At 62.6% G+C, this 25,101-nt stretch carries 26 protein-coding genes; all 26 read right to left on the bottom strand.

The annotated features are described in order from the left end of the window. Positions 1–60 precede the first annotated feature (60 nt). The 26 genes from M2352_RS17350 to M2352_RS17225 all read right to left on the bottom strand — a co-directional run bounded on the left by M2352_RS17350 (position 61) and on the right by M2352_RS17225 (position 25,091). The gene (locus M2352_RS17350; protein ID WP_108130987.1) at positions 61–1,185 is read right to left on the bottom strand and encodes a hypothetical protein; all 1,125 of its coding nucleotides are present in this window, start codon (positions 1,183–1,185) and stop codon (positions 61–63) included. Then, positions 1,182–1,946, bottom strand: coding sequence for a hypothetical protein (locus M2352_RS17345; protein ID WP_108130986.1), 765 nt, complete (start codon positions 1,944–1,946; stop codon positions 1,182–1,184). Before M2352_RS17345 ends, M2352_RS17350 begins: the two co-directional genes overlap by 4 nt. Beyond that, the gene (locus tag M2352_RS17340; RefSeq protein ID WP_145693913.1) at positions 1,940–2,947 is read right to left on the bottom strand and encodes a MarR family transcriptional regulator; all 1,008 of its coding nucleotides are present in this window, start codon (positions 2,945–2,947) and stop codon (positions 1,940–1,942) included. The genes M2352_RS17345 and M2352_RS17340 overlap by 7 nt, the downstream gene beginning before the upstream one ends. A gap of 58 nt (positions 2,948–3,005) precedes the next feature. Beyond that, positions 3,006–3,227, bottom strand: coding sequence for a DUF2274 domain-containing protein (locus M2352_RS17335; RefSeq protein ID WP_108130984.1), 222 nt, complete (start codon positions 3,225–3,227; stop codon positions 3,006–3,008). 2 nt (positions 3,228–3,229) lie between these two features. Then, positions 3,230–4,363: a TrbI/VirB10 family protein gene (locus tag M2352_RS17330; protein WP_108130983.1), complete on the bottom strand. Its 1,134-nt coding sequence runs from the start codon at positions 4,361–4,363 to the stop codon at positions 3,230–3,232. Further along, positions 4,360–5,373 carry a P-type conjugative transfer protein TrbG gene (trbG, locus tag M2352_RS17325; protein WP_257539469.1) on the bottom strand — a complete coding sequence of 338 codons (1,014 nt, stop codon included), beginning with the start codon at positions 5,371–5,373 and terminating at the stop codon, positions 4,360–4,362. The genes M2352_RS17330 and trbG overlap by 4 nt, the downstream gene beginning before the upstream one ends. Next, a complete protein-coding gene (gene trbF / locus M2352_RS17320) occupies positions 5,370–6,059 on the bottom strand; it encodes a conjugal transfer protein TrbF (RefSeq protein WP_237831576.1) in 690 nt (229 codons plus the stop codon). Before trbF ends, trbG begins: the two co-directional genes overlap by 4 nt. Next, on the bottom strand, positions 6,056–7,423 hold the full coding sequence (gene trbL / locus M2352_RS17315) for a P-type conjugative transfer protein TrbL (RefSeq protein WP_013368414.1): 1,368 nt from the start codon (positions 7,421–7,423) through the stop codon (positions 6,056–6,058). The genes trbF and trbL overlap by 4 nt, the downstream gene beginning before the upstream one ends. A 3-nt stretch (positions 7,424–7,426) precedes the next feature. Next, positions 7,427–7,714, bottom strand: a complete 288-nt coding sequence (gene trbK-alt / locus M2352_RS17310; protein ID WP_237831578.1) for a putative entry exclusion protein TrbK-alt — start codon at positions 7,712–7,714, stop codon at positions 7,427–7,429. A gap of 20 nt (positions 7,715–7,734) precedes the next feature. Continuing rightward, the gene (gene trbJ, locus M2352_RS17305; protein WP_237831579.1) at positions 7,735–8,517 is read right to left on the bottom strand and encodes a P-type conjugative transfer protein TrbJ; all 783 of its coding nucleotides are present in this window, start codon (positions 8,515–8,517) and stop codon (positions 7,735–7,737) included. A gap of 2 nt (positions 8,518–8,519) precedes the next feature. Beyond that, complete coding sequence (gene trbE / locus M2352_RS17300) at positions 8,520–10,970, bottom strand: conjugal transfer protein TrbE (RefSeq protein ID WP_257539468.1); 2,451 nt, start codon at positions 10,968–10,970, stop codon at positions 8,520–8,522. A 10-nt stretch (positions 10,971–10,980) separates the two neighbouring features. Continuing rightward, positions 10,981–11,262, bottom strand: a complete 282-nt coding sequence (locus M2352_RS17295) for a VirB3 family type IV secretion system protein (RefSeq protein ID WP_257539467.1) — start codon at positions 11,260–11,262, stop codon at positions 10,981–10,983. Continuing rightward, the gene (locus M2352_RS17290) at positions 11,262–11,594 is read right to left on the bottom strand and encodes a TrbC/VirB2 family protein (protein WP_010336161.1); all 333 of its coding nucleotides are present in this window, start codon (positions 11,592–11,594) and stop codon (positions 11,262–11,264) included. Before M2352_RS17290 ends, M2352_RS17295 begins: the two co-directional genes overlap by 1 nt. Then, a complete protein-coding gene (gene trbB / locus M2352_RS17285) occupies positions 11,591–12,571 on the bottom strand; it encodes a P-type conjugative transfer ATPase TrbB (protein ID WP_237831605.1) in 981 nt (326 codons plus the stop codon). The genes M2352_RS17290 and trbB overlap by 4 nt, the downstream gene beginning before the upstream one ends. A gap of 146 nt (positions 12,572–12,717) precedes the next feature. Next, positions 12,718–13,179, bottom strand: coding sequence for a ribbon-helix-helix domain-containing protein (locus tag M2352_RS17280; RefSeq protein ID WP_237831581.1), 462 nt, complete (start codon positions 13,177–13,179; stop codon positions 12,718–12,720). 14 nt (positions 13,180–13,193) lie between these two features. Then, positions 13,194–15,182 carry a conjugal transfer protein TraG gene (locus M2352_RS17275; protein WP_209483324.1) on the bottom strand — a complete coding sequence of 663 codons (1,989 nt, stop codon included), beginning with the start codon at positions 15,180–15,182 and terminating at the stop codon, positions 13,194–13,196. Positions 15,183–15,336: 154 nt separating this feature from the next. Next, positions 15,337–16,236, bottom strand: coding sequence for a LysR family transcriptional regulator (locus tag M2352_RS17270; protein ID WP_209483325.1), 900 nt, complete (start codon positions 16,234–16,236; stop codon positions 15,337–15,339). Between the two features lie 368 nt (positions 16,237–16,604). Next, positions 16,605–16,901, bottom strand: coding sequence for a DUF3817 domain-containing protein (locus tag M2352_RS17265; RefSeq protein ID WP_209483327.1), 297 nt, complete (start codon positions 16,899–16,901; stop codon positions 16,605–16,607). Positions 16,902–16,956: 55 nt separating this feature from the next. After that, positions 16,957–17,868, bottom strand: coding sequence for a cation transporter (locus M2352_RS17260; protein WP_209483329.1), 912 nt, complete (start codon positions 17,866–17,868; stop codon positions 16,957–16,959). A 43-nt stretch (positions 17,869–17,911) separates the two neighbouring features. Further along, complete coding sequence (locus M2352_RS17255) at positions 17,912–18,130, bottom strand: hypothetical protein (RefSeq protein WP_264665760.1); 219 nt, start codon at positions 18,128–18,130, stop codon at positions 17,912–17,914. A gap of 29 nt (positions 18,131–18,159) precedes the next feature. Further along, entirely contained in the window at positions 18,160–19,224 is a 1,065-nt protein-coding gene (locus M2352_RS17250) for a hypothetical protein (RefSeq protein ID WP_166015869.1), read from the bottom strand. Between the two features lie 4 nt (positions 19,225–19,228). Further along, positions 19,229–19,786 (bottom strand): TetR/AcrR family transcriptional regulator, encoded by a 558-nt coding sequence (locus M2352_RS17245; protein ID WP_264665759.1) that lies wholly within the window; start codon positions 19,784–19,786, stop codon positions 19,229–19,231. A 13-nt stretch (positions 19,787–19,799) separates the two neighbouring features. Next, positions 19,800–21,308, bottom strand: a complete 1,509-nt coding sequence (locus M2352_RS17240) for an MFS transporter (RefSeq protein ID WP_264665758.1) — start codon at positions 21,306–21,308, stop codon at positions 19,800–19,802. A gap of 346 nt (positions 21,309–21,654) precedes the next feature. After that, complete coding sequence (locus M2352_RS17235) at positions 21,655–22,887, bottom strand: DUF3363 domain-containing protein (protein ID WP_264666357.1); 1,233 nt, start codon at positions 22,885–22,887, stop codon at positions 21,655–21,657. A gap of 1,153 nt (positions 22,888–24,040) precedes the next feature. Next, positions 24,041–24,751: a lytic transglycosylase domain-containing protein gene (locus tag M2352_RS17230; protein ID WP_257539462.1), complete on the bottom strand. Its 711-nt coding sequence runs from the start codon at positions 24,749–24,751 to the stop codon at positions 24,041–24,043. A gap of 4 nt (positions 24,752–24,755) precedes the next feature. Continuing rightward, positions 24,756–25,091 (bottom strand): DUF736 domain-containing protein, encoded by a 336-nt coding sequence (locus M2352_RS17225; RefSeq protein ID WP_112520466.1) that lies wholly within the window; start codon positions 25,089–25,091, stop codon positions 24,756–24,758. Between the last annotated feature and the right edge of the window lie 10 nt (positions 25,092–25,101).

The raw sequence follows: 25,101 nt of genomic DNA, 5'->3' as shown, positions 1-25,101 counted from the left end.
GGTCCCCCATGGCTCCGTCTTCAGCGGTCTGCCATCTGATGTTCTATTGTCGCCACCCCGTCATGCGCCGCCGACAATGCGTTTTTCCGCGCCAAGCGGAATGATCCAGCCGCCTGCGCCGTCGCGGCGCGCAAAGTCATCAGGACTGGCCTTCGCGGCCAAACGACCGCGAATGGTGTCCGCTTCGCCATCGATTGCCGCGCGGACCAGATCCCGATCGATGCCGACGAAAACCGGACGAAGGTTAAGCCGGGCCAACGCCTCCTGATCGACGGCGCTGGCGCTTGCATCGGTGATCGGACCCGCGCGTGTGACGATCCCGCCAACCAGGCCGCCGATATCGCCGTCCTTCTCGACTTCGCTAATCACCGCATTGTCCAAGGTGGCGCGGGCTCGGGCCGAAGTGTTTTGCAAGGCACGCGGGAGGGCCTGCCGTGTCAGATCACGCAGCGCTTGGGCGAGTTCTGCATGGCCGAGGTGTTCGATCATGCTGGCGACATGCAAGCGAAGCAGGCCTACGAAAGGGGCGTCCTTGTCTTGCGGGTCGATGGCCTCGCCCATGTCGACCGGATCGTGAACGGAAAGATATGCGTCGGCCGGGCTGGGACTCGCCACGCCCCAGCGCGTGGCGATAGCGATCCTCTTCACCGTAACCTTGCGGCCTTTGACCGTGAGGTCGATCCGTCCGGCTTGTGTCCAGGCGCGGGAAAGCGCCCTCGCTGTTCCGCTTGGGTCGTGGCAGCCCTTGGCCTCTGCGATCGTGAGCGAAGTCAGATCGGATTTGCACGCGATCCAGTCGGGTAGGTCGCCTCGCGCGAGGCGCTCGATCTTGGCGCGTTTGCGTCGATCAAGATCGACGACACGATTACCGAGATGGGCAAAGATGGAGAGGTCAAAGTAGCGTTCAAGATAGGCGCGGGCGACGAATCTGCCGAACAGACCCGATAACGCGACCTTCACTTCACGAGCTTGCCCGAGCGGCTGCTTGAAGATGAAAGGCGTGCCTATGCCGGTAGGCGATAGCAGCGCATCGAGAATCGACCATGCGCCGTAAGCGGCGCCCGGCGTTTGAAGCACCTCGCGAATGCCGGCATCCTCGATCTCGGAGACGTCCAATGTGATGGTCGCCCCGGGGGCTGGGTCCAGCGATGGCGGAGTAAAGCTGTAGATGAAGGTTCGACTCATGCATCGACCAACTTGTAAACAGACCTGAGAAGGGCAATCGCCTCGTCGCGGGTAAACGGCACGTTGAGCGCTTTTGGATCAAGAGTGTCGTCCGCCGCTGCCAGATCAAGGAAGCGTCGCATGTCGTCGCGAATTTGATCGGGCAAGGTGATCGAGGCATCGCCAGGCAGAAGCTGGGTCAGACGAAGTACATCATTGCGGTGCTTCTTGATGTTTTTGCTGTCGATCCTGTCCCCGGCTTCGGCCCGTGCGGACAGATCGAGAAATGCCCGCGCCTTGAATGGGATGAGAAGTGTTTCATCGATGACGGTTACGCCCTCGATCTTCCGCTTCGCGGACTGCAACGCTTCATAATATCCGTCGTCGAGCAGAATGGCCGAGAGGCTGACGATGTCTTCCTCAACCGGGATGGGGGTGAGTTCCGCATTTTCCGGAAGGTTGAGGGTGCCCGGCCTGCGGGAAAACAGCTCAATCATGAAGGGGAAGCTCTGATCCGACGGTTTGTGGAAGCGGTAGAATTCCTTGTCGCCGGTGCTGCGCTCGCGTGCCTGGTAGCCACCCGCATCCAGAAACGCTTTGAAGGCTGTGCCGAAAGCGGCATCGACCACCTCAACGCAGAGCACCATGTCGATATCCTTGGTAGCCCTGAAATCGAGACCGGCTTCATCGAACAGGAGGTCACAGGCCGCCCCGCCGATGATGGCGTAGTGGTCCTCATGGCCAGCGAAGTACTTCTGAAATTTATCAATGCCAGCTACCAAGGTAGTTTCTCCAAAAGTCGATCCGCAGCCATGGCGACACGCTCGTCGCGATGATCCCGGAATTGTGCGTACAAGGACAGGACGTCCACGGTGTTTGTGTCGGACAAGGCGGCTGGATCGTAGGACCACGTCTCGATGATGCAGTCGGCTTCTTCGCGGTCAGTTTCAACAAGGTCAGCCGCCTGCGAAATCGCTTTCCAGTCGCTGGCGGCGACGGCGAAAGTGTCGATACGGGGGCTAGCCAGCTCCGTGAGGTGGGATAGCGCCGTTTCCCCTGCCAACTTCAGGTGTGCGCTGAAGGCGCTCCCACGCACGAATTTCATGGAACGAACCGGACTGCGGAGATGTGGTGTCGCTTCCTCCAGGAGGCGTCGCCCTTCCGCCTTGAAGCTAATGTGCCTCTCTTTCCCATGTCTGACGGTTTCAGCGAGACGGGCGGCCACCAGGTCATCGAACGCTCGGCCGATTGACATTGCCGAATAATGCAGCCGTTCGGCTAAGGCGGACGGCGTTGCCAAATTCCTGTCGAGATGCAGAATGTGATGGAAAAGAACCGTTTGAGCAGCGGGCGATAGTCCTGCCACTTGCCGGCGGCGTGGGGCACGAAAATGTTCGCGTAGGTCGATCGCCAAATCCGGGATGTAAAGCTGGTTGCCAGGAACTATGAAGGGGACACCTTGACCGATTAGCCGCGCCCTGTTGTGCGCGGTAATGCTCATGGTCGCGAAAACCACCGTGGCGTCGGTGACATTGCGGATGATGTCGATGTGCTTAGCGATATCTGCCGGTGTACCTGTATCTCCGAGCTTGGCAGCGATGATGCAGTGGTGCCCGAGAATATATGTTTCATAAAGCCTGTAAGCTCGCCCGACAAACGACGGCAAGCTGCGCGTACCCTCGAATGCACGAACAACGATGCGAGCATGAAGCAGTTCTTCCAGATAGCGCTCCAGCGCTTCCAGAAACTGCGAATCACTTATATCGAGATCTTTTCCTAACATGGTAACGCACACTAACATTGATGACGTTACCGTTCAATGTCGCCGTTATCGTATCTTCTTATCCTCTGCCCCTTCGAGCCTTCGCGAAGCCACGGTCCGTGGCAATGAAACGCTCCAGCATCGGCACGATAAGCCGGACGGGATCAGCAGCGGGCTGGCCACTTTCGCGGGCCAGCACCTCTGCATAGGCGATCAGATCACGGTGGAGCGTGCCCGGCAGTTCAACCGTCACTTTGACGGGTTTGTCTTCAACGACTGGGCCGAGTTTCAGCTTTGTCATGGTCAGTTCCTATAGGGTTCGAGTACCAGGTCGCGGGTGACGATGACCCTGACGGGATAGCCCGGTCGGACGGTCAAGGTCGGCGCGACCTGCAACTGACGCTGGACGATTTGCTGCCCGGCCTGATTGATGGTGTCCTGTGCGCCGTCGCGGATGGCGCGGATCAGACGGTCTTCGTCGTCGGTCGCCAGTTCCGTGCCAATGCCGAGCAGCGTGGACAGGCCCGCTGCTTTCATCAGATCCCACCAGTGGTAATCGACGCCATCCTCCAGACCGGCATAGCCGGAAGCGTCCGCGCCGGGCTGGCGCTCCAGCACGATCGAGCGGCCATTGGGCAGGATCAGGCGGTTCCAGACCAGCAGCACACGGCGCTGGCCGAACTGCACACCGGCGTCATACTGGCCGATGATGCGCGTTCCCTGCGGGATCAGGAGCAGCGCGCCGGTCGGGCTATCATAGACATTTTCCGTGACCTGCGCGGTGATCTGGCCAGGCAGATCCGAACGGATGCCGGTAATCATTGCAGCCGGGATCACGGCCCCTGCCTGAAGGATATAGGGCGACACTGGCACCATGATCCGATCCATGGCAACGGTCTGGCGATCCACCGGACCATTCAGAAATGCCGTATGGCGGTCCTGCGTGGCGGGCTGATCGCCAAGGTCAAGACCCGCAAGGCCCGGCATATTGGAGCCAAGTGTCGTCGCTGATCGCTGCCCCGACTGGAAGAACACGGTGCTAAGACGTGCAGCTTCCTCTTCGGCAAGACGACGTTCCTCGGCGGGGTCTCGGGCTGGTGCTGCCATAACCGGCGGCGTAACGGGCTGCCCCCTGTTCTGGGCGTCGAGGATCGGGCCGCCGAGGTCGCCCGGCAAAGCTGGACCCAGGACGGGGCCGGTATAATCGCGCGGCAGACCAGCCAGCCCGTCGGCTGTGGGGCGGTTCTCGGTGGAATAGAGTTCCTCGCCATTTCCACCCATGTCGCGGGTCTGGAGCGCATAGATCAGTGCGCCGCCAATGCCGAGGAGCGCGACAGCTCCAACGCCAGCCAGCATCTTGCGTGACAGGCGGGTGACGCGCGGCGGCTCGGCGCGCAGGCGCATAGGAGGCGCGTTGGTGGTGGTCTCGTCGCTCATGACGGATTCTCCCCGGTTTTTGCGGGCTGGGCTGCCTGCCTTTGTTCAACGCGGACGATCCTGACGGTTTGCTGGCGATCACCGCTGCCAAGGCGCAGTTCGGCAGCACCGAACAGGCGATCCACGATCAGGATGTTCTGGTGAATGCGGCTGTTGACGATCTGCGTTTCGCCCTCGGAGCCTATGACGAAGATCGGCGGCATCTCGCCCTGCACAATGCCGCGCGGGAAGACGACATAGACACGGCGGCCGTCGTCGAAGACGGAGATGGGGCGCCACGGTGGCGTGTCTCCAGTCAGTCCGTAGCGATAGTTGCGGGCCGTCTCGACAGGGATGATGGGGGCTGCCGGAACGGTCACGCGCTGACCGGCAGGTAGCGCGGGATAGGCCCAGGCCACAGCGGGCATATAGAGCGCCGCGCGGGCGCGAAGCTCAATGAGATAGACGCGGCGATCCGTGCTGATGACAAGATTGGTGGAAATATCCTCACGGGTCGGTTTGACGAGGATATGGACGCGGCGGCTTGTACCCGATCCACTTTCTGTATCGCCAATGATCCATCGGGCGGTGTCGCCTGCTGCAATCGGTCCCGCGCCGGTCAGGCTTTCGCCGGGTTCAAGCGCGATTGTCGTGATCTGCCCCGGTGCGGCATAGACCTGAAACAGCGCCCCTTCCGACCAGGGGTAGATCTGGATGGCGTTGTAGTAGCCCTCACGCCGTGGTTCGACACGGGCGGCGGCATTGGCGTTCTCGACGCGGCCAGTCGGTGTCGCTGCAACGGTCCCGCCGCGCGCCACAGTCCATGCCGGCGGCGTGTGCAAAGGCCGGGGGCGGTCATCGGTAACGGCTGCCGGCACCACGGGCAACGCGGGTACATCGGCATCATAGCTGAACTGCGGGGTGCGGTTGGTGGCGCAACCGGCCAGCATGGTCGCTGACAGCAACAAAGCCGCCAAAGCGGGTTTACGGAAAACCGGCAAGCCGGAATCACGGACCATATTGCGGGTCATTGGCTCATCTCCCGCGACCATGAAATCGCATTGACGTAGATGCCGAGCGGATTGGCACGCAGACGTTCAGCATCGCGCGGCGTCTGGATCACGATGGTCAGGATCGCCGTCCAGCGTTCGGTGGTGGAGAGCTGGCCGTTTTCGTAATGGCGCTCCGTCCAGGCGACACGGAAGCTGTCATTCGAGGCGCGGATCACCGACGACACCTCGACCGCAATTTGCTGCCTGCCGACCTTGGTGAAAGGGTCATTGGCACGGGCATAATCATTGAGAGTTGCCGCACCCCGATCCGTGGTGAACTCATAGGCACGCAGCCAGTTCTGCCGCACGATGATGGCGTCAGACGGGATCGAGCGCGTCTGCTCGATGAAGCGGCCAAGATGGAAGGCAATCTGCGGATCGGTCGGGCGATAGTCAGCCACGGCGGGCGCAACGGCCTGCGACTGGCCGAGATTATCGACTTGCACCACCCAGGGCACGACCGTCCCGCGCGCCGATTGCCAGACAAGGGCGGCGGCGAAACCAGCCGAGAGGATCAGCGAGCCGAAGGCCATGATGCGCCAGTTCTTTGCCTGCACGCGGGCCGAACCGATACGTTCGTCCCATGCCTGGGCAGCTTTCTGATAGGGCGTCTCGGGTTCGGGCGATTTGCCGTAATGGGCAGATGGACGTTTGAAGATGTTCATGAGCGGTCACTTTCAGAAAGATTGATGGAGGAGCCGCCGCCATGGCTGTCGCCGGAGCGCACGGCATGGGCGGCCATCGACGTGCCGTGGCTGAGTGTCTGTTTGCGCTGCATCTGCCTTGCCCATGCCGGAGAGCCGCCAGCCTGTGCGGCGGGTGACGCCGCCGCGCTTGCTGCCTCGCCCGCACCTCCGACTGTTCCAGCCGTGGAAGAGCCGCCACTGACGCCGAAACCGGCGCGCGCTCCATCAGAAAAGCTGGACTTGATGCTTTCGGAGGCTTTGGAAGCCGCGCGCTTCAGGGGCGATGCGGCGGCGGAGCCTGCCGCACGGGCAACACCGCCCAGACCGGAGGCGACACCGGCAGCGCCGGACTGGCCAAGTGAACCGACACTGTAGGCGGCGCTCACCGCACCTGCGGCGGCGGCACCACCCCGAACGGCAGCCGCTCCACCAGAGAGCGCAGCGGCTCCTCCCTTCGCGGCCATCCCTGCGGCGGCACCCCCGGCAAGCATCATGCCGCCTGCGGCAAGGCCGGTTCCAACGGCGGCACCTGCGCCAAGCTGCGGGCCGCCGGAAACGAGACCGGAAGCGATGCCGGGACCGAATATGCCGAGGCCGAGAAGGGAAAGGGCCGCCAGCACGATTGCCATGGCATCGTCGATGGTCGGCGTCACGCCGCCGAAGCCTGCCGTGAACTGTGAAAACAGCGTCGAGCCGATACCGATGATGACGGCCAGAACCAGCACCTTGATGCCGGAGGACACGACATTGCCGAGAACGCGCTCGGCCATGAAGGCGGTCTTGCCGAACAGGCCGAAGGGGATCAGCACAAAACCGGCCAGCGTGGTCAGCTTGAACTCGATCAGCGTGACGAAGAGCTGCACGGCGAGAATGAAGAAGGCGAGCAGCACCAGCACCCAGGCGAACATCAGGCAGGCGATCTGGATGAAGTTCTCGAAGAACGACCAGTAGCCCATCATGTCGGAGATGGATTCGAGCAGCGGGCGACCGGCATCAAGGCCGGTCTGCGCCACCTTGCCGGGCCGCAGCAGATCGGCGGCGGAAAAGCCGGTGCCCGACCCCTTGAGGCCCAGACCCGCAAAGCTGTCGAAGATGATCTGCGCGAGATTGTTCCAGTTGCCGATCAGATAGGCGAAGACGCCCACGAACAGCGTTTTCTTGACCAGCCGGGCGATGATGTCGTCATCTGCACCCCAGGACCAGAATAATGCCGCCAGCGTCACGTCGATGACGATCAGCGTGGTGGCGATGAAGGCGACTTCACCTCCAAGCAGACCGAAGCCACTGTCGATGTAGCTGGTGAAGACTCCCAGGAAATTGTCGATGACGCCGGTGCCGCCCATGGTTCACTCTCCCCCGTTCTGATGCGGGGCGGCGGGCACCGGCGTCCGGCCGAGGAACCGGTCACGGTTCTCGGCCCAGGTGGCGAGGCAGCCGGGATCGTTCACGGCGGCCTCGCCTAACTGCTGGCAACGGCGCAGGCTCTGGCGCAGCGGATCGGCAGAGGGCTGAAGCGATGGAGCCGGACGGTTCTGCGCCGGTTCATCCTCGCGGGTCATTTCGATCACCGTGGCGGTGATGGCGATAGCCACGAATATGATCGCGCCCAGCCGTGCCAGCATCTTGCCGTCCATGTCGCGCTCCTCCTGTCCGGTCAGTTGTTGCCGTTGCCGAACATCCGGGCATTGCCGGGCTGGTAGCCCGATCCCGGTGTCAGGAAGCGCTCGCGCTGCACGCGGCCCTGTTCGGCGGCGGTGGCACGCTCGGCCTCGATCAGCGCCTCGGACCGGCCATTGGCCGACATCAGCGCGATCAGGTCGGAAAGTTGCTGCGACTGGAGAGCAAGAAGCTGATTGCCCGCCTGCGTTGCCTGCAAGGCGCCGGTGGCATTCTGGCTTTGGCCGATCAAGGCCGACATTTCGGCGCGGTTGGTGTCGATATTGCCGACCACGCCGGCCTGCACGCGCATGGCATCCTGCAAACCGCCAACTGTGTTCTGCCAGCGCGAACGGGCATCTTCGACAAGCTGGGTGTCGGTGGCAGAGAGCGAGACATTGCCGTATTTCTGTTGGAACATCTGATCGACGTTCTGCACGTCGAAGGCGATGTTCTGCGCCTGGGCCAGAAGCTGCTGGGTGCGCTGGACGCTCTGCTGCAAGGTCTGGAGCGAGGAATATGGCAGGCTGGTCAGGTTACGCGCCTGATTGATGAGCATCTGCGCTTCGTTCTGAAGCGAGGTGATCTGGTGGTTGATCTGCTCCAGCGTGCGCGCGGCCGTGAGCAGGTTTTGCGCATAGTTGGTCGGGTCATAGACGATGCGGCCGAAACCGAACTGTGCGTGGGCCGGACTGGTCAGCATGGGCGAGAATGCAAGCGGCGCGGCGAGCAGTGTTGCCGCCATGAGCATGGCCCGGGAACGGGAAAAACGGATCGTCATGGTCAGGACTCCTTTTCGGTCTGGGGGATGAGATTGGTGAGATCGGGGATCAGCTCCGCCGCCCATTCGACGCCGCGATCGCGCAGCCAGGCGGCGAGGAAGCCCTCCTGCCCATGCTCGGCGACGAGATCTGCAATGCGGGTCTGATCGGTTTTGGATGATGCGGCGCAGAGCGCGAGGCCGACTTCGGACAGGCCCAGCTCGAACAGGCGGTTGCCGCGGCGCGACTGGCAGTAATAGTCCCGCTTGGGTGTCGCCCGCGCGAGGATCTCGATCTGCCGGTCATTGAGGCCGAACCGCCGATAGATCGCAGTGATCTGCGGCTCGATGGCCCGTTCATTCGGCAGAAGCAGCCGTGTCGGGCAGCTTTCGATGATGGCGGGCGCGATGTTGCTCCCGTCAATGTCCGAGAGCGACTGCGTGGCGAAGATAACGGAAGCGTTCTTCTTCCTGAGCGTCTTCAGCCATTCGCGGAGCTGGTTGGCGAACCCCTCATCATCCAGCGCCAGCCAACCTTCGTCGATGATAAGCAGGGTTGGCCGACCATCGAGCCGGTCGCCGATCCGATGAAACAGATAGGCCAGCACAGCCGGCGCAGCTCCTGTGCCGACCAGTCCCTCGATCTCGAAGGCTTGCACATCGGCGTGGCCGAGGTGTTCGGCCTCGGCATCGAGCAACCGGCCATAGGCACCACCGATGCAATATGGTCGCAACGCCTGCTTCAGGTCATTCGATTGCAGCAGGACAGCAAGGCCGGTGATGGTGCGCTCGCCGACGGGTGCAGATGCCAGCGAGGTCAGCGCCGTCCAGATATGCTCCTTCACCTCCGGCGTGATGGTCATGCCCTCACGCATCAGGATCGCAGCGATCCAGTCAGCGGCCCATGACCGCTCATAAGCATCACCAATTCGCGCTAGCGGTTGCAGGGAGACGGACACCTCCGATCCCTCGGTCAACCCGCCGCCGAGGTCATGCCAGTCGCCGCCCATGGCCAGCGCGGATGCGCGGATCGATCCCCCGAAATCGAAGGCGAAGATCTGGCTGCGTTCATAGCGGCGGAATTGCAGCGCCATCAGCGCCAGCAGCACGGACTTGCCCGCGCCGGTCGGGCCGACGACGAGGGTATGGCCCACGTCGCCGACATGAAGGGAAAGCCGGAACGGCGTCGAACCTTCGGTCTTGCCATACAGCAAGGGGGGCGCTCCGAGGTGTTCGTTCCGTTCCGGCCCCGCCCACACGGCCGATAGCGGGATCATGTGGGCAAGGTTGAGCGTCGAGATCGGTGGCTGACGGACATTGGCGTAGGCATGTCCGGGGATCGAGCCGAGCCAGGCATCGACGGCATTGACGGTTTCGGGCATGGCCGTGAAATCGCGGCCCTGAATGATCTTCTCGATCAGACGCAGCTTCTCGTCGGCAATCCGCGGATCAATGTCCCAGACGGTGACGGTCGCTGTGACATAGGCCATCCCGGCAACGTCAGCGCCGAGTTCCTGCAAGGCCATGTCGGCATCGAGCGCCTTGTTGGACGCATCGGTATCCACCAGCGCCGATTGTTCGTTGGTCATCACCTCCTTGAGGATCGCGGCGATGGATTTGCGCTTGGCAAACCACTGGCGGCGGATTTTGGTGAGGAGCTTCGTTGCATCCGTCTTGTCCATCAGAATGGCGCGGGTTGACCAGCGATACGGGAACGCGAGCCGGTTCATCTCGTCGAGCAGGCCAGGCGTAGTCGCGGTAGGAAAGCCGATGATGGTCAGGATGCGCAGATGCGCGTCACCAAGGCGCGGCTCCAGTCCGCCGGTCAGGGCCTGATCGGCCAGCAGCGCATCGAGGTGCATGGGCACTTCGGGCACGCGGACGCGATGACGGTTGGTGGAGATGGAGGAATGGAGATAGGTCAGCGTACCGGTATCATCCAGCCAGCGGCATTCCGGCATGAAGCCGTCGAGCAGCGACAGCACGCGGTCGGTGCGGTCGATGAAGCCGCGCAGCAGCTCATGCGGATTGACACCAGATTGTTCGCGACCTTCATAGAGCCAGGTTTCGGCACGGGCGGCGTCTTCTGCAGGCGGCAGCCAGAGGAAAGTCAGGAAATAACCGGACACGAAATGTGTGCCCGCTTCCTCGAACCCGGCCTTGCGCTCCGCATCGACCAGTGCGGAGGCCGCATCTGGAAACTTGCTGTCGGGATAGGTCGCGGCCTCGGAGCGTTGTGCCTCGACGAAGATCGACCAGCCCGAACCCAGACGGCGCACGGCGTTGTTGATGCGACCGGCGACCGCAACCAGTTCGGCAGCGACAGCAGAATCCAGATCCGGCCCGCGAAACTTCGCGGTCCTCTGGAAGCTGCCATCCTTGTTCAGCACAATGCCTGGGCCAACCAGCGCTGCCCATGGCAGATAGTCGGAAAGGCGAGCGGAGGTGCGGCGATATTCGGTGAGGTTCATCATGCGCGCGCCCTCACACCGACAGATGACCGGGGATGCGCAGATGCCTGCGCCCGACCTCGACGAAGAGCGGGTCGCGTTTTGCTGCCCATACCGCGAGGAAATGACCAACCGCCCAGATGGCGATGCCAACCAGCCAGAGACGAAGGCCGAGGCCGACGGCCCCGGCCAGCGTGCCGTTGACAATGGCGATGGAGCGCGGTGCGCCGCCGAGCAGGATATGCTCGGTCAGCGCCCGATGGACCGGGATCGAAAATCCCGGCACCGCGCAGAGCTGTTCGAGGCCGCCCGCCATCAGATGAGCGCCCCGCCGCCGAACGAGAAGAACGACAGGAAGAAGGAGCTGGCGGCGAAGGCTATGCTGAGGCCGAAGACGATCTGGATCAGGCGGCGGAAACCGCCCGAGGTATCGCCGAAGGCCAGCGCCAGGCCGGTGGCGATGATGACGATTACCGCAATGATCTTGGCGACCGGCCCTTCGATCGACTGAAGGATGCTCTGAAGCGGCGCCTCCCACGGCATGGAGGAGCCGGAGGCGTGTGCGGCGGGCGCCAGCATCAGGCTGATGGAAACAGCGGCGGCGGCGGTTGCCATGATGCGGCAGCCGCGCGAAATCGTGCGGATCATGAAGGGTCTCCTTTTGAGGTGGTTGCAGGGGTGATGGCGTAATCGCCGTCCGGTCCCAGCCCATCGACGCGGGCGAGTTCGACCAGCCGTCGCGACGATCCGCGCCCGGCAAGGACAGCAACAAGGTCGATGGTCTCGGCGATCAGCGCGCGCGGAACCGTGACGACGGCTTCCTGAATGAGCTGTTCGAGGCGGCGCAGCGCACCGATGCCAGAACCGGCATGGATGGTGCCGATGCCTCCGGGATGACCTGTGCCCCAGGCTTTGAGCAGATCGAGGGCTTCGGAACCGCGGACCTCACCGACCGGAATGCGATCAGGGCGAAGGCGCAGGGATGAACGGACCAGATCGGAGAGCGTCGCCACGCCATCCTTGGTCCGCATGGCCACGAGATTGGGCGCGGCGCATTGCAGCTCGCGCGTGTCTTCAATGATGACGACGCGATCCGAGGTCTTCGCCACCTCGGCCAGCAGCGCATTGGTCAACGTGGTTTTGCCGGTGGAGGTGCCGCCTGCGACGAGGATGTTGGCGCGCGTGGCGACGTTCAGGCGCAGCACTTCGGCCTGAAGACCGGTCATGATCCCGGCAGCCACATAATCGTCGAGCGTGAACACCGCGACGGCGGGTTTGCGGATGGCAAAGGCGGGTGCCGCGACAACGGGCGGCAATAGACCCTCGAACCGTTCGCCGGTTTCGGGCAGCTCTGCTGAGACGCGGGGTGCGCGGGCGTGAACCTCCGCGCCAACATGATGGGCGACGAGACGCACAATCCGCTCGCCATCGGCAGCGGACAGCCTCTCCCCCGTATCGGCCAACCCTTCGGAAAGCCGATCCACCCAGATACGACCATCCGGGTTCAGCATCACCTCGACCACACCGGGATCTTCCAGAAACCGGGCGATGGATGCCCCAAGCGCAGTGCGCAGCATCCGCGCGCCACGGGCAATCGTTTCCGGTTTTTGATGTGATGCAGTCATGGCGGCCCCGTTCATGACGGGGCGCGCAAAAGACGGACCCCGGATCGGGGTCGATTAAAAGAACCTGATTTTGGGCTGTTTCAACAGATGTTTACGCGCGTGCGGCCATCGGCGGAGCCTGGCGGTGAATAGGACGGGTTGCAATCCTAGATCCCATCGCCGTCACCTTCGGTTTTACCCCCCGGCGAGGTGTCGTGTAGCGCAGCCATGTCGTGCGATATTTCTTTGAGAAACCTGTCACCGTTGGCGAGGCGCTTACCAAGGGACTGCATGAATCCCTCGAAACGCTCGTTTCCTTTGATGCGCGCAGATTGTTTTGCACTGTCTGGCAGCGGCGGCGTGAGGGTCAGCCAGAATTGTACAAATAGCGAGAGGGTTTCGCCCAGCACGGCAATATCCTCGTCCAGCATGTCGAACTGACGGCCAAGCTTGTCCAGGCGGCGCGACATGGCGGCTTCCAGCCGTTCAGTCGTATCGCCTGACATGAAGGATGCCACAGCAGCCTCGATCACGGCGGATTTCGAGACATTTCGGCGCAAGGCCAGCGCTTCCACCTGTTTCAGCAGAGCGGGATCGAAATAGACATTCATGCGGGTGCGCGTCGTCATGCCTGTCTCCGTTCTCACAGCTCGATGCCGTCATTTGGGTCAAGCGACGCCTGCCGCGCGACCATGCGCATCCGTTGGCGCATGGCACGGGCCTTGGCGGCATCGACATCTGGCTCATCATCAAGAAAATCGAACTCCTGCGATGGTGGCGGAGGTGGCGGGATGATTTCCTCATGCTCCGGCAGTTCCGGTTCACGACGGATACCGGCATTGGCCGGATCGTCATCGGATGTATCTGAGGCGGGTCCATTGCCGCTCGCAGCCGCGACAATGCGGCTCGTCCAGTCATCTGGCGCCGATGTGGTGATTTTCACCAGCTGCTTGCGCAGATCGGGCGGTGACATCACCCTCTCCTGAAACCGCGCATCAGCATAGTAGCGTGCCTTGGCAGCACGGATCGGCGGCACCCCCGCCACCATGACGATCTCGTCGGTGGGCGGAAGCTGCATGATTTCGCCGGGCGTCAGCAATGGCCGCGCCGTTTCCTGCCGCGACACCATGAGATGCCCCAGCCATGGCGCGAGGCGATGGCCGGCATAGTTGGTGGAATCGCGCATTTCCGTAGCCGTGCCGAGCGCATCACTGATCCGTTTGGCGGTGCGTTCATCGTTGGCCGCAAAGGCCACGCGCACATGGCAATTATCGAGAATGGCGTTGTTTTGCCCATAGGCGCGCTCGATCTGGTTGAGCGATTGGGCGATCAGGAACGCTTTCAGGCCGTAGCCGGCCATAAAGGCCAACGCCGATTCAAAGAAATCCAGCCGCCCCAGTGCCGGAAACTCATCGAGCATCAACAGGAGGCGATGCCGCTTGCCGGAGGTTTCCAGTTCCTCGGTAAGCCGCCGCCCGACCTGATTGAGGATGAGGCGGATCAGCGGCTTGGTGCGGTTGATGTCCGAGGGTGGCACGACGAGATAGAGGCTGACCGGTTCCTTCTCACCGACCAGATCGGCGATGCGCCAGTCGCAGCGTTGAGTCACGCGGGCCACAACCGGGTCTCGGTAAAGACCGAGAAACGACATAGCAGTGGACAGCACCCCAGACCGTTCGTTCTCTGATTTGTTCAAAAGCTCCCGCGCAGACGAGGCAATGACGGGATGCACACCGGCTTCGCCCAGATGCGGCGTGTCCATCATCGCGCGTAAGGTCGCCTCGACGGGACGGCGAGGATCGGACAGGAAATTGGCGACGCCCGCCAGTGTCTTTTCCTTCTCGGCATAGAGAACATGCAGGATCGCGCCGACGAGCAGGCTGTGGCTGGTTTTTTCCCAATGGTTGCGCTTGTCGAGCGAACCTTCGGGATCAACCAGGATGTCCGCGATGTTCTGGACATCGCGGACTTCCCATTCACCCTGCCTTACTTCCAGAAGCGGATTGTAAGCTGCCGACTGCACATTGGTCGGATCGAACAGCAGGACACGACCATGCCTTGACCGGAAGCCCGCTGTCAGGTTCCAGTTCTCGCCCTTGATATCATGGACGATGCAACTGCCTGGCCAGGTCAGCAGCGTCGGCACGACTAGGCCCACGCCCTTGCCTGATCGGGTTGGCGCAAAACACAGCACATGCTCGGGGCCGTCATGACGCAGATAATCCTTGCGGTGCTGCCCCAGCACGACGCCATCTGGACCAAGCAGGCCGGCAGCATGGATTTCCTTGTCCTCGGCCCATCGCGCCGAACCATAGGTGGCGACATTGCGGGCTTCCCGTGCCCGGATGATCGACATGAGGAAAGCGGCAGCTATGGCAAGAACCGCGCCTGCCGTGGCGATGAACGCGCCTTCGGTAAAGATGCCGGGCGCATAGGCGTCATAGGAAAACCACCACCAGAAGAAGGCAGGTGGATAATAGAATGGCCATCCGGCAATATCGAACCAAGGGTTGCCGAGCTGGGGCTGGAAGCCGAGCCGGAAAGCCACCCATTGCGTTGCAGCCCAGACCATCACCACGACGATGGTGAGCACGACAATGATCTGGCCCCAGAGTATTCGGCCTCCACGCATACAGGCTCCAATCGGCAAGAGAGACGGAGCCGATCAGAGAATGGTCGTTTTCGCGTGGTGCAATAGCAAAGGTGTGGCCGTCGGCCTGCAGAATACAATCGGCGGCAAATCGGATGGGTGACGGCGGCACTATTCCGGCACCGTTAACAGTGGGCTATCGCGAATCAGATTTCGGGCGTAAGCGGCCCATTTCCGTTGCTAGGGTGAGCAGGCTCAAAAGTGTAGGGTTTCGGTTTCGGGGCGACCAAACGGCCGAAAACGGGATAGTTTCGGGCTCATCGCGGATCGGCAGGAAAGCAACATTCGCCATGCTGGATGTCGCACCGTCCGCGACGAAGAGCGAAATACCGTTTCCGGCAGCGACCATGGAGAGCAGCGCGCTGCGACCGACATCGAAGCGGAGTATTGTCGGCACCGGCCACTTCCCGGCTGCGCGCGTCACGATCAGATCATGGACCTGCGGGCCGGTGCCACCATAACGGACAAGGAAGATTTCCGCCGAAAGCTGTCGCCATTCGACATCGGCTTGTGTCGCTAAGTGATGACCGACTGGCAGCGCCGCCATGAGGTAGTCTCGCCAGACTACACGGGAATGCAGGTCGGGGATTTCGTGAGTGCAGGCCATAAAGGCGGTATCGAGCCGGCCTTCGCGGATCATGAGTTGCGCGTCTCGCGCCGTTCCTTCGGTGATGCGCAGGCGGACGCACGGATGCTCGCTGCGGAACCGCCCTAGCAGCTGGTCTAGGAAACAGCCTTGCGTCAGGGCATGGAGTCCGATGTGAAGCTCGCCTTCCTCGCCACGTGCCGGCATCCCGGCGGTCTTGATTGCCCGGTCCAAGATGCCCATGGCGTCATCGACCTGATCGACGAAGCGGCGTCCGGCTTCGGTCAGGCGGACGCCGCGCGTGTTGCGGTCGAAGAGGATGACGCCGAGTTCAGCCTCCAGCGCCTTGATCCGCGCGCTCACACTCGATTGACTGGTCCCGAGCGCCTGCGCCGCACGATGGAAGCTGAGATATTCCGCGACAGCGAGGGCTTGGACGAGGGCTACCATCGGTATGCGTACGCTGGAAAGCGTCAGCGGGGCATCCGGTGGCCGATATCGTTGCTGACGCCTCCGCATTCCTACCTCTTTACTGTTTCAAACTGCCTCGCTGCGGGTGGCGCGAGACTGAGAATGCCCGCTATAGCCAGAACGAGACCGATCCAGAGAGGAGAGATAAGCCCATATCCGGCTTGAATCCCGAGACCTCCTGCCCAAGCGCCGAATGCGCGACCGATATTGATGACCGAGACATGGACGGCGTTGACCAGCGGTCCGGCTGGAACTGCTCGCATCACCCGCGCGACCAGCCCCGGACCGATGGCTGGCGCAGCGGCATCAGTGCCGGTAGTATGATGGGCGGGAAACCCCATCAGCGATCACGCATGTGCCGAGAGCGCTTTGCGCTTCAGCATGGGGTCATTGAGGAAGGTACCGAACGGGATCAGCGATGCGAGGAAAGTTCGCGTCCACTCCCACGCGGTGAAGCCCTTTCCCCACATGCCCGGCACGAGGAAGAGCATATAGGCAAGGAAAGCATAGCCATGCCCCCAGCCGGCAAGCGGCATGATCGCTTCGTTCCCGGCGAGATATTTGAGCGGCATTGCGATTAGGAACAAGATGAGCGTGGTGATACCTTCGATGACGGCAATGCCGCGGAATAGTTGAAGTCGCATGTTTGTCTCGAAATCCTGTTCTTAAATTGGGTCGTTGGGGCCATTGCCGTCTCCCTCAGGTTAGCGGCTCTGTCGGCAGATAGGTGAAGATGAGAACCGCCCGGACCGCCTGCCGCTCATGCGCGAACTGCCCGGCCAGCTTCTCCCGGTAATCGTCCGCCGCGTGGGCATCCAGATCGATATCGGGTCTGAGTTGCGCCTGCGCCATGATCTCCCAGGTTCGGCCGATCCGGACCGTGCGGATGTCCAGGGCAGTCAGCGGCAGATCGGCAAGAACGGCGCGAACCTTGCCCTCCAGCGGCTCGACCTCGGCCGCCGGCGGCGAAACATAGATGAGTTCCGACAGGGCGCCCTTGCCGAGCGAATACGGAATGCCGACCGTCAGAACGACCAGCGCCAGCGTCAGCACCGGGTCGACGTAGCGGGCCGCGGCCTGATAGCCATTCGCGTGAAGCCCATAGGCGACCAGGAACGCCAGCAACGCGCCGAGGGCGGTCAAGGCGTCGATCATGCGCGCGGCCAGGTCGCCCTGGACCAATGGGCTGTCGACGTGGCGATAACGGATCCAGACATAGGCCGCCATGCCGATGGTGATCGAGGCCGAGAGAAACGCGAACAGGACCGCGCCGCCGAACTCGATGTCCGTGCCGCCGGCAAAGAGGTTCGAGGCCGCATACCAGACCGACAACATGGAGACGCCGGCGATCAGCAGGCTCTTGATCAGGTTGACCAGGGGTTCGAGCGGCGCATAGCCGAACGGGAACCGCCGGCTCGCGCCCTGATGCACGAGCCGTCCGACGCTATAGGTAAAAACCCCTGTGACGAGATAGATCAGCCCGAAGAATCCATCGAGCAGGATCGCCTGTGAGCCGGTCAGCGGCGCTGCGATCAACGCCAGCGCTGACACGATTACGCCTGTGATGATCGGGAGCCGAAGCACCTTCAGTTCAAGTTCACTATCCGTCATTCCTACCCCGATATTGTTGGCGTCCTCGTCCGTTGAGGGCTGTTCATCGTTTCCTGCTGCGCCACCAGATGACCGCGCCGATCGCAATCATCAGGCAGCCGAAGGCGACAAAGACCGGATAGAAGCCGTCGAAGCCACTGGTTCGCCATTTGAACAGTTGGGCGAAAGCCAGCAGAACCAAGCCACAGCCAGCCCAATTCAAGGCCAGCGGTATGCCTTCCTGCTTGCGCTGCTTCTCGTCCGGTCGCTTGCTTCGTTCCATCTTCCTTGTCCTTGAGGCCTCGCCTCGTCCTATTCAGAGATTGCCGCATCTGACGGCCCACCTTCGCGCGCATAGGCCCCGAGAGGCCGGAACCGGAACACCGGCGCGGGAAGCGCTGACACAGTGGTGAAGCCCGGTGCGGCGTTGATGACATCGGGGATGCGGTTCACCACGGTCGCGCTGGTGGTGACGATATCGTGCCGGTCCTGCATGAAGACGCTCAGGCCCGGGCTACCCTCGATGTCCCATGTCGCGTGATTTGAATCGCCGTCTTCGCGCAGCTTGCTGATGAAACGGGCCGAAAGCGTCACGCCTTCCACGGTGTTGAGGCGCAGGCAGGTATCGAGACCCGAAAGATGCCCCGCACTGACCTCGATCCCGGCTTCTTCCGACCGGAAGGCCTTGCGCGCGATGACAGGCTCCACAGTCGTGACGGCGTCGATGACGGTCAGACCGAACCTGTCGGCCATGTCGTGCAGAGGCCCGATGAAGACCCCGGCGAAGGGCGATGCGAAGCCCCGATCGAGTTCTTCCGGCGCTTTGCCGATGCACAGGCCCTCGGCGATCCAGTCGCCATAACTGTCCACGAGCGCGACGCTTCGGCCATGAATGCCTGTGATGCTCTCGGCCGCACCGGACAGCAGCACCGGCATATTGTCCCAGAACACATCCTGGACGCCGGTCCCCAATATCGTTTTGCCCCGCGCCACGGCGAGGTCGTGCAAGGCGCGCGCCTCGCTCGACGCCTGGTCGACCCACGGAAAGTAGGCATCCCCGGCGATGGTGATGACGTCGGTATCGTTCTCAAGGCACAGCTTCACCGTCGGGTAGATGTCCCTGATGCCGTTCTGGGTGGAGACGATCGCGATATCCGCCGCCCCGCCAGCAAACGCCGCTTCAGCGTCGGGTATGACGCTCACACCGATATCGGGCCAGCCAAGCACGGCGCCGACGTCCAGACCGTGGAACTGGAAGGCATCGACCGCCGCGACGATCCGGACCTCCCGGTCCAGAAGGATTTCGACGATCTTGCGTCCGGTGACGCCCAGCCCGAAGACGACTGCCGTAAGCGGTTTGTGGGTGCGGTCGGTCATTGCATCACTCTCCTTTGACGGGATTCGACTCCTGCTCGGCCATCGCCACGAGGCGGCGGCAGATGCGGTCCTTGAGTTTTTTGGGAAGCGGCCGCGATGACAGCGCCTCATGCGCCCACAGACCGTCGGCCGCCAGACGCGCGATGAACCGCGACAGCGCAGCTTCGTCTTCGGTCTCGGGAACAGGCGGCGCCCAGCGGTCGATCACATCCTGCCAGAGTTCGCCGAGCCGGGCCTCGCCCGCGCTTTCAAGCATCAGCAGGAGTTCCGCCCGATCGGCGGCCTGCGCGCAGGTCTGCACATAGGCCGCGTATCGCTGCGCCGGCGTTGCGGCGGCGGCTTTCTTGCCCGCCGCCTTCGCCATCGCCTTTTCCCAGCCTTCGGCCAGATGCTTGTGGGTCGAAAAGATCAGCTCTTCCCGCGACGGGAAGTGGTAGATCAGCCCGCCCCGCGTCAGCTTCGCCTCTTCCGCAACAGCATCGAAGGTGACGGCGTTGACGCCATCACGCTGGATGATGGCGACGACCGCATCGAGGATCTGCGTGCGCTTGCTCGTTCGCATCGGATCATTCCTCTCAGTGCGAGGAATAGATCGAGGATTGCGAACCCGGACCATAGTTGCGCAGCAGCACTGCGGTGATGACCGCACCCACTGCCAGCACCGCCGCGACCACATACATCACGGTCAGATAGCCGCGATCGAAGGCCTGGCTCGCCGCATCGATGATCGCCTGACCATCGGCTCCGGCTTGCGCTGCCAGCGCGAGCGCGCCGCCCATGCTGTCGCGCATCGCCTCTGGCGCTCCCGCCGGAAGCATGACCGAAGCCGTGTAGATCGCCGACAGCAGGCTGCCGAGGAAGGCCACGGCCAGCAGGCTGCCGAACTCGTAGGACACCTCCTCGACCGACGAGGCCATGCCCGCCCGATGCACAGGCGCATTCCCGACAATGGCGGTCGAAGCCACCGACATGGCCGCGCCCACGCCGGCCCCGCTCAACACCATGCCGGCGATCAGCCAGCCAAGGCCATGGGTGACGCCCCAGGTCGCCAGCACGACAGCCAGCGATGCGGCGGCAAGACCACCCGCGATCAGAATGCGCAGGCCGATCTTGTGCAGAAACGCACCGCCAAGCATCGCGGTCGGCAGCGAGCCGAGCGCAGCCGCCGAAACCAGCAGCCCTGCCTCGAGCGGCGAGAAGCCGGCAACGAGCTGGAAGCGCTGCGTGGTGACGAGCTCAATGCCGCCGATCGCGAACATGGCGAAGGCCGCCGCCATCACGCCCGACGAGAAGGCGGCGTTGCGGAAGATCGAGAAGTCGAGCAGCGGGAAGGTCAGGCGCGACTGGCGGCGCACGAAGAGGATGCTCGCCACCACGGCGACGACAAACGCCCCGGCCGGCACCAGCCAGGATTGACCGACATGCGCCGATTCCTTGATCGCGATCACCAGCGCCGACAACGCCACGAGCGCTTGCAGCGAGGAGACCAGATCCCATGGCTTGCTATGGTCGGTCTCACCCTTCGGCGCGACGACCAGTGTCGAGAGGAACGCAACGATGACCACCGGCACGTTGATCAGGAAGACCGATCCCCACCAGAAATGCTCCAGCAGGAAGCCGCCGACGATCGGGCCGAGCGCACTGCCAACGACCGACAGCGATCCCCAGATCGCAATGGCGATGTTGCGCTCGCGCTCATCGAGGAAGGTCACCCGGATCAAGGCCAGCGTCGCCGGCATCATCGCCGCCGCGCCGACGGCAAGAAACGCCCGGGCCGCAATCAGGATGTTGGCCGACGGCGAGAAGGCCGCGACCAACGAAGCGATGCCAAACAGCACCAGGCCGATCAGGAACATCTGCCGATGGCCGATGCGGTCGCCGAGCGTGCCGGTGCCCAGCAGCAGGCCTGCCATCACCAACGGATAGGCATTGATTATCCACAGCCCCTGCGTCTGCGAAGCGCCGAGTTCGCGTGTCAGCGTCGGCAGCGCCGTATAGAGAACCGAGTTATCGAGGGTGATCAGCAGCAGACCGGCGGCGACGGTCACAAGCAGCACCCACCTGTTCGAATGCGAGGCGGTCATGGGTTAGCCATCCTGTTTGAATGGCCATAACTATACAAACATGTTTGTAAGGTTTCAAGCCCAATTAGTTTTGTGCGCTACGTCGCCCTGAATGATGCAAATGGCGCCTTTCGGACTGAGTGTTCCGCAGCAAAAGTAGCGAGAGGGGAGACGGGATTTTCGTGACGGGTTTTAAGTATAAGGGCTCTCCACGCCGTCGCGGTGAATACCCCAACGGCTACTCCTGCTCAGAAAATCACCTTATCTTCCTGCACGACATTCCCTTCAGCGAATGGCGTAGTTGAGCATGTTAAGATCGGGCCGGTTGCTGCTGGTCTTCGCGATGATGGCGCCCGGCTAGCAGTGACTACAACCCCAATGCCCGCTGCCTCCCAAGCTGCCACGAAACCGATCCGCCCTGCACGATGCCCGCAACCTCGCGGCCGATCTGGCGGTCGATTACTGGCCGCCATGGGACGAGAGTGAACTCGTGACTCTTTTCGATAATGGCGAACTTGCCGCTCGATATATGTGCGGTCCCGGTGAACTTGCCGCTGACGGTCTCGCCATCGGTAGCCGCACGAAACGGCAAGCCCTTGCTCCCGGCCATTTCCGCACCGACGCGGGCCACTTCCCGTTCGCGCAGATTGGCGAGCAGGTTGCGCCGATAGAGGATGCGTCCATTCTGCTGCCGTGTGGCATCGCCCTGTGCAATATGATGCTCTCGCCGCTGGTCCATAGCCTCGCGCACCTGCTGACCGAACCCGGCCGGGGTAATATCCGAAGCGTCCGGCGTAACCAGTCGCCGGTCCAGCCAGGTCGCACCATCAGCGCCGATCTGCTTTTCCAGATCGAAGGTAGAGACGACACGAATGCTGGCCTGCCGGTTGCGACCGGCATCATAGGCGGTGGCGCGACTCTCGAAGTCATCGGGGATGCGCCACTGGTCAGCGTCGATCCGCTCAGCGATCCCGGCGCGGCGCAGCGCCTCCAGTCGCCGGACATGGGCATCTACATAGCCCTCGTAATCCCCGCCCGGTACACGTCCCTCGAACTTCGCCTGTTCGAGGTGGCGGCTCGGTCGGTAAATACCATTCTCCGAGATCGCAGCGATGGTGTGATCGGACGGCCGCTGCGCCGTATCGGCGGGGCCAACTTCGACGATGCTGCCGATCCGGGCATCTTCGACGCGGGCCGGATCAATGCCGGGAAGATGGTGTGTTCGCCCGTCGATGCCGTCCACCACGAGCGTCAGGTTCTCGCCCATCTCGTCGGTGAGATATTTGTCCACGACGCGTCCGGTGATGGGCGCCGCGGGTGCTGCATCGTGAAGCTGGAAGGTCATTGGATCACGGTCCTGCCCATCGGCCTTCAGCGCCTTGTGCATGTTGCGGATGATGTCGCCGCGTTCACCAAGTTCACGCAGCGCCGGTTCCATCTTCGCGCCGAGCTCCCAGACGCCCGGCGCGTGTTCGGTGGCGAGCCCCATCTTTTCCAGTTTGGCGAGACGGCGCAGGCGAAGCGTGCGGTTGAACTGGCGGCGTGCATCGGCCGGTTCATGGCGCAGATCAAGGAACCGTTCGTCGGCCTCCTCGGTCATGGTGCTGTCGATGCGCGTAAAGCGGTCCTGATCGATTTCGGCAGACAGCTTGCGGCTCTGCTCGATCTCGGTCACTGGGCCCAGTTCCAGCGTGGTCAGTTCGCTCGCCCGCTCACGAATGCCATTGGCGAGATAATCGCCATTGATGACCAGGTTCTCGCCTAGATCGTCCTTGCCCCGAACGATGACATGGACATGGGGGTGGCCGGTATTGTGGTGATTGACCGCCACCCAGTCGAGTTTCGTGCCAAGGTCAGCCTCGATGCGGCTCATCAGATCGCGGGTGTGCTCGGTGAGATCGGTAAGATCGGCGGCATCTTCGGGCGAAACGATAAAGCGGAACTGGTGGCGATCATCCTTGCCTCGGTCAAGGAACGCATCTCCATCAGCGCGATCGTCGGTGGCGGAATAGAGCTGGCCACGTTCGCCATCACGCGAGGTTCCATCGCGCTGGATATAGCGCAGATGAGCAGCCCCTTTGCCATTCTTCCCCGCGTTCTGAACGTACCGGGTTTTGACGACGACGCGGCGCACGCCGGCCGCACTGTGCCGCCAGCCGCCCGACAGGGCGCGTGCGCGGACAAAGGCCGCGCCGCGGCCACGCTTGACGCCCGGACCTTTGCCAGTCCGCGATGCCTTCCCGCTCTTTCCGGCCGAACCAGATGAAGGCGACGAGGACGTCCGTGATGCGAATGATGATGATCTGCCGGGGCCGTTGCTATGCTGACGCGCCAGCTTCTTCGCCTGCGTCAGAAAGCTCTTCGCCTTGCCCACCTTCGGCGCGTCGGATTTGATCCGACCTGACCTGGGGCGAAAGCGGTTCTCGTCCTCGGCACTCATGAGCGCATCCCATGCCGTTTAAGCACGCAAACGGCAGATATTCGGCTATAGTGCCGGTCAAAATCCAGCAAAGCCAAGGCTTTGCGCCATATCGCGGCACGCGAGACCCAAAAGCAGGGTGCCGTGCGCCGCGCCCCAAAACAGTGTGCAGACAAGGGTTTGCCCAGAAACCGGCCCGACAGGGTGCCGGTTTCCTTTATCTTGCCCTCCGCCTTCCCTGCCCTTTTTGCCCTTCCTGCCGGGAATGCAGCCAGGCGACCCCTTGCCTGACTGCACACCGGAAGCGGACCGAAAGCGCGTGGAGACGTCATGGTCATGGCGCATCTCCATTGCTCGCACGGGCCACGAATATGCCGCCGTCCTGCGGCTCCTGATCGACGGAAACGCGCATAGGAACGGTTGCGCGGACGTCGTTCGACGGCTGATTGGCTGCAACCGAATTGCCGCTGGATTGCGCCACGAAAAGCGGAGCTTCGCGCCAATCTGGCGGTGGCGGCGGCGCGATCGTCGGCACATCAGGCGCAGTCGCAAGCCCAAGAACAGGTGCGAGCGTGGCGACATAGGCGCGTGTTTCTGCGGGCAAAGTGCGACCTGTCGCCAGATGCTCATCATAGCGACCGGGACCGGCATTGTAGGCGGCAAGCATGGCCGCGACATTGCCATACCGGTCCCACATCTCGCGCAGATACGCCGTACCTGCGAGGATGTTGTCGCGCGGATCGTAAGGATCGCGTCCGAGGCCATGGCGGCTGCGCAGGCCCACCCAGGTATCGGGCATGACCTGCATCAGTCCCATTGCACCCGCCGATGAGATGGCGCGCACATCGCCCGCGCTTTCCACACGCAGCACGGCCCGAATCCAGTGCTCTGGAATGCCGAAACGCTGTGACGCCTCGGCAATGAAAGCAGCATGGGGATGCGCAGTGACAGGCGCGGGTTGCTGCGTGACCTGCGCAAGCGCTGGCGTCAATCCGCTGCCAGCCGACAGAAGGGCCGTGAAGAGAAGAAGGGCGCGGGATCGCATGATCTCAGTCCCGATCTTCGCGGGGCCGCGGGCGGCTCCAGTGCAGCGACCATGACGAGCCTGCATCGTCGTCGCGGAACAGGTTGGCGCGGATCGGCTGCGGCAAGGCGGGATCGTCGAGCAGCACCGAGAGATATTCGCCAGCCTTTTCGCCGGTGCGTTTCCATGCAGCGCCGACCTCGGGGCCGTCATCAGCTCCGTGATGGACACGGTAGTCCGGCGCGTTTTCGGCGTCCGAATGCTCGGCTGGCATGATGGTAAGCTCACGGAAGAGCGTGAGCGTGTGAACGCGCCCGGAAAAGCCCGTTTCATCGCGCGTGAACAATCCGATCTGTGGCATGAAAAATCTC

Origin of the sequence: Azospirillum fermentarium, assembly GCF_025961205.1 — a bacterium.
GTDB lineage: Bacteria > Pseudomonadota > Alphaproteobacteria > Azospirillales > Azospirillaceae > Azospirillum > Azospirillum fermentarium.
Note: the sequence above shows the minus strand (reverse complement) of the source record. Positions and strands in the feature narration are given on the sequence as shown.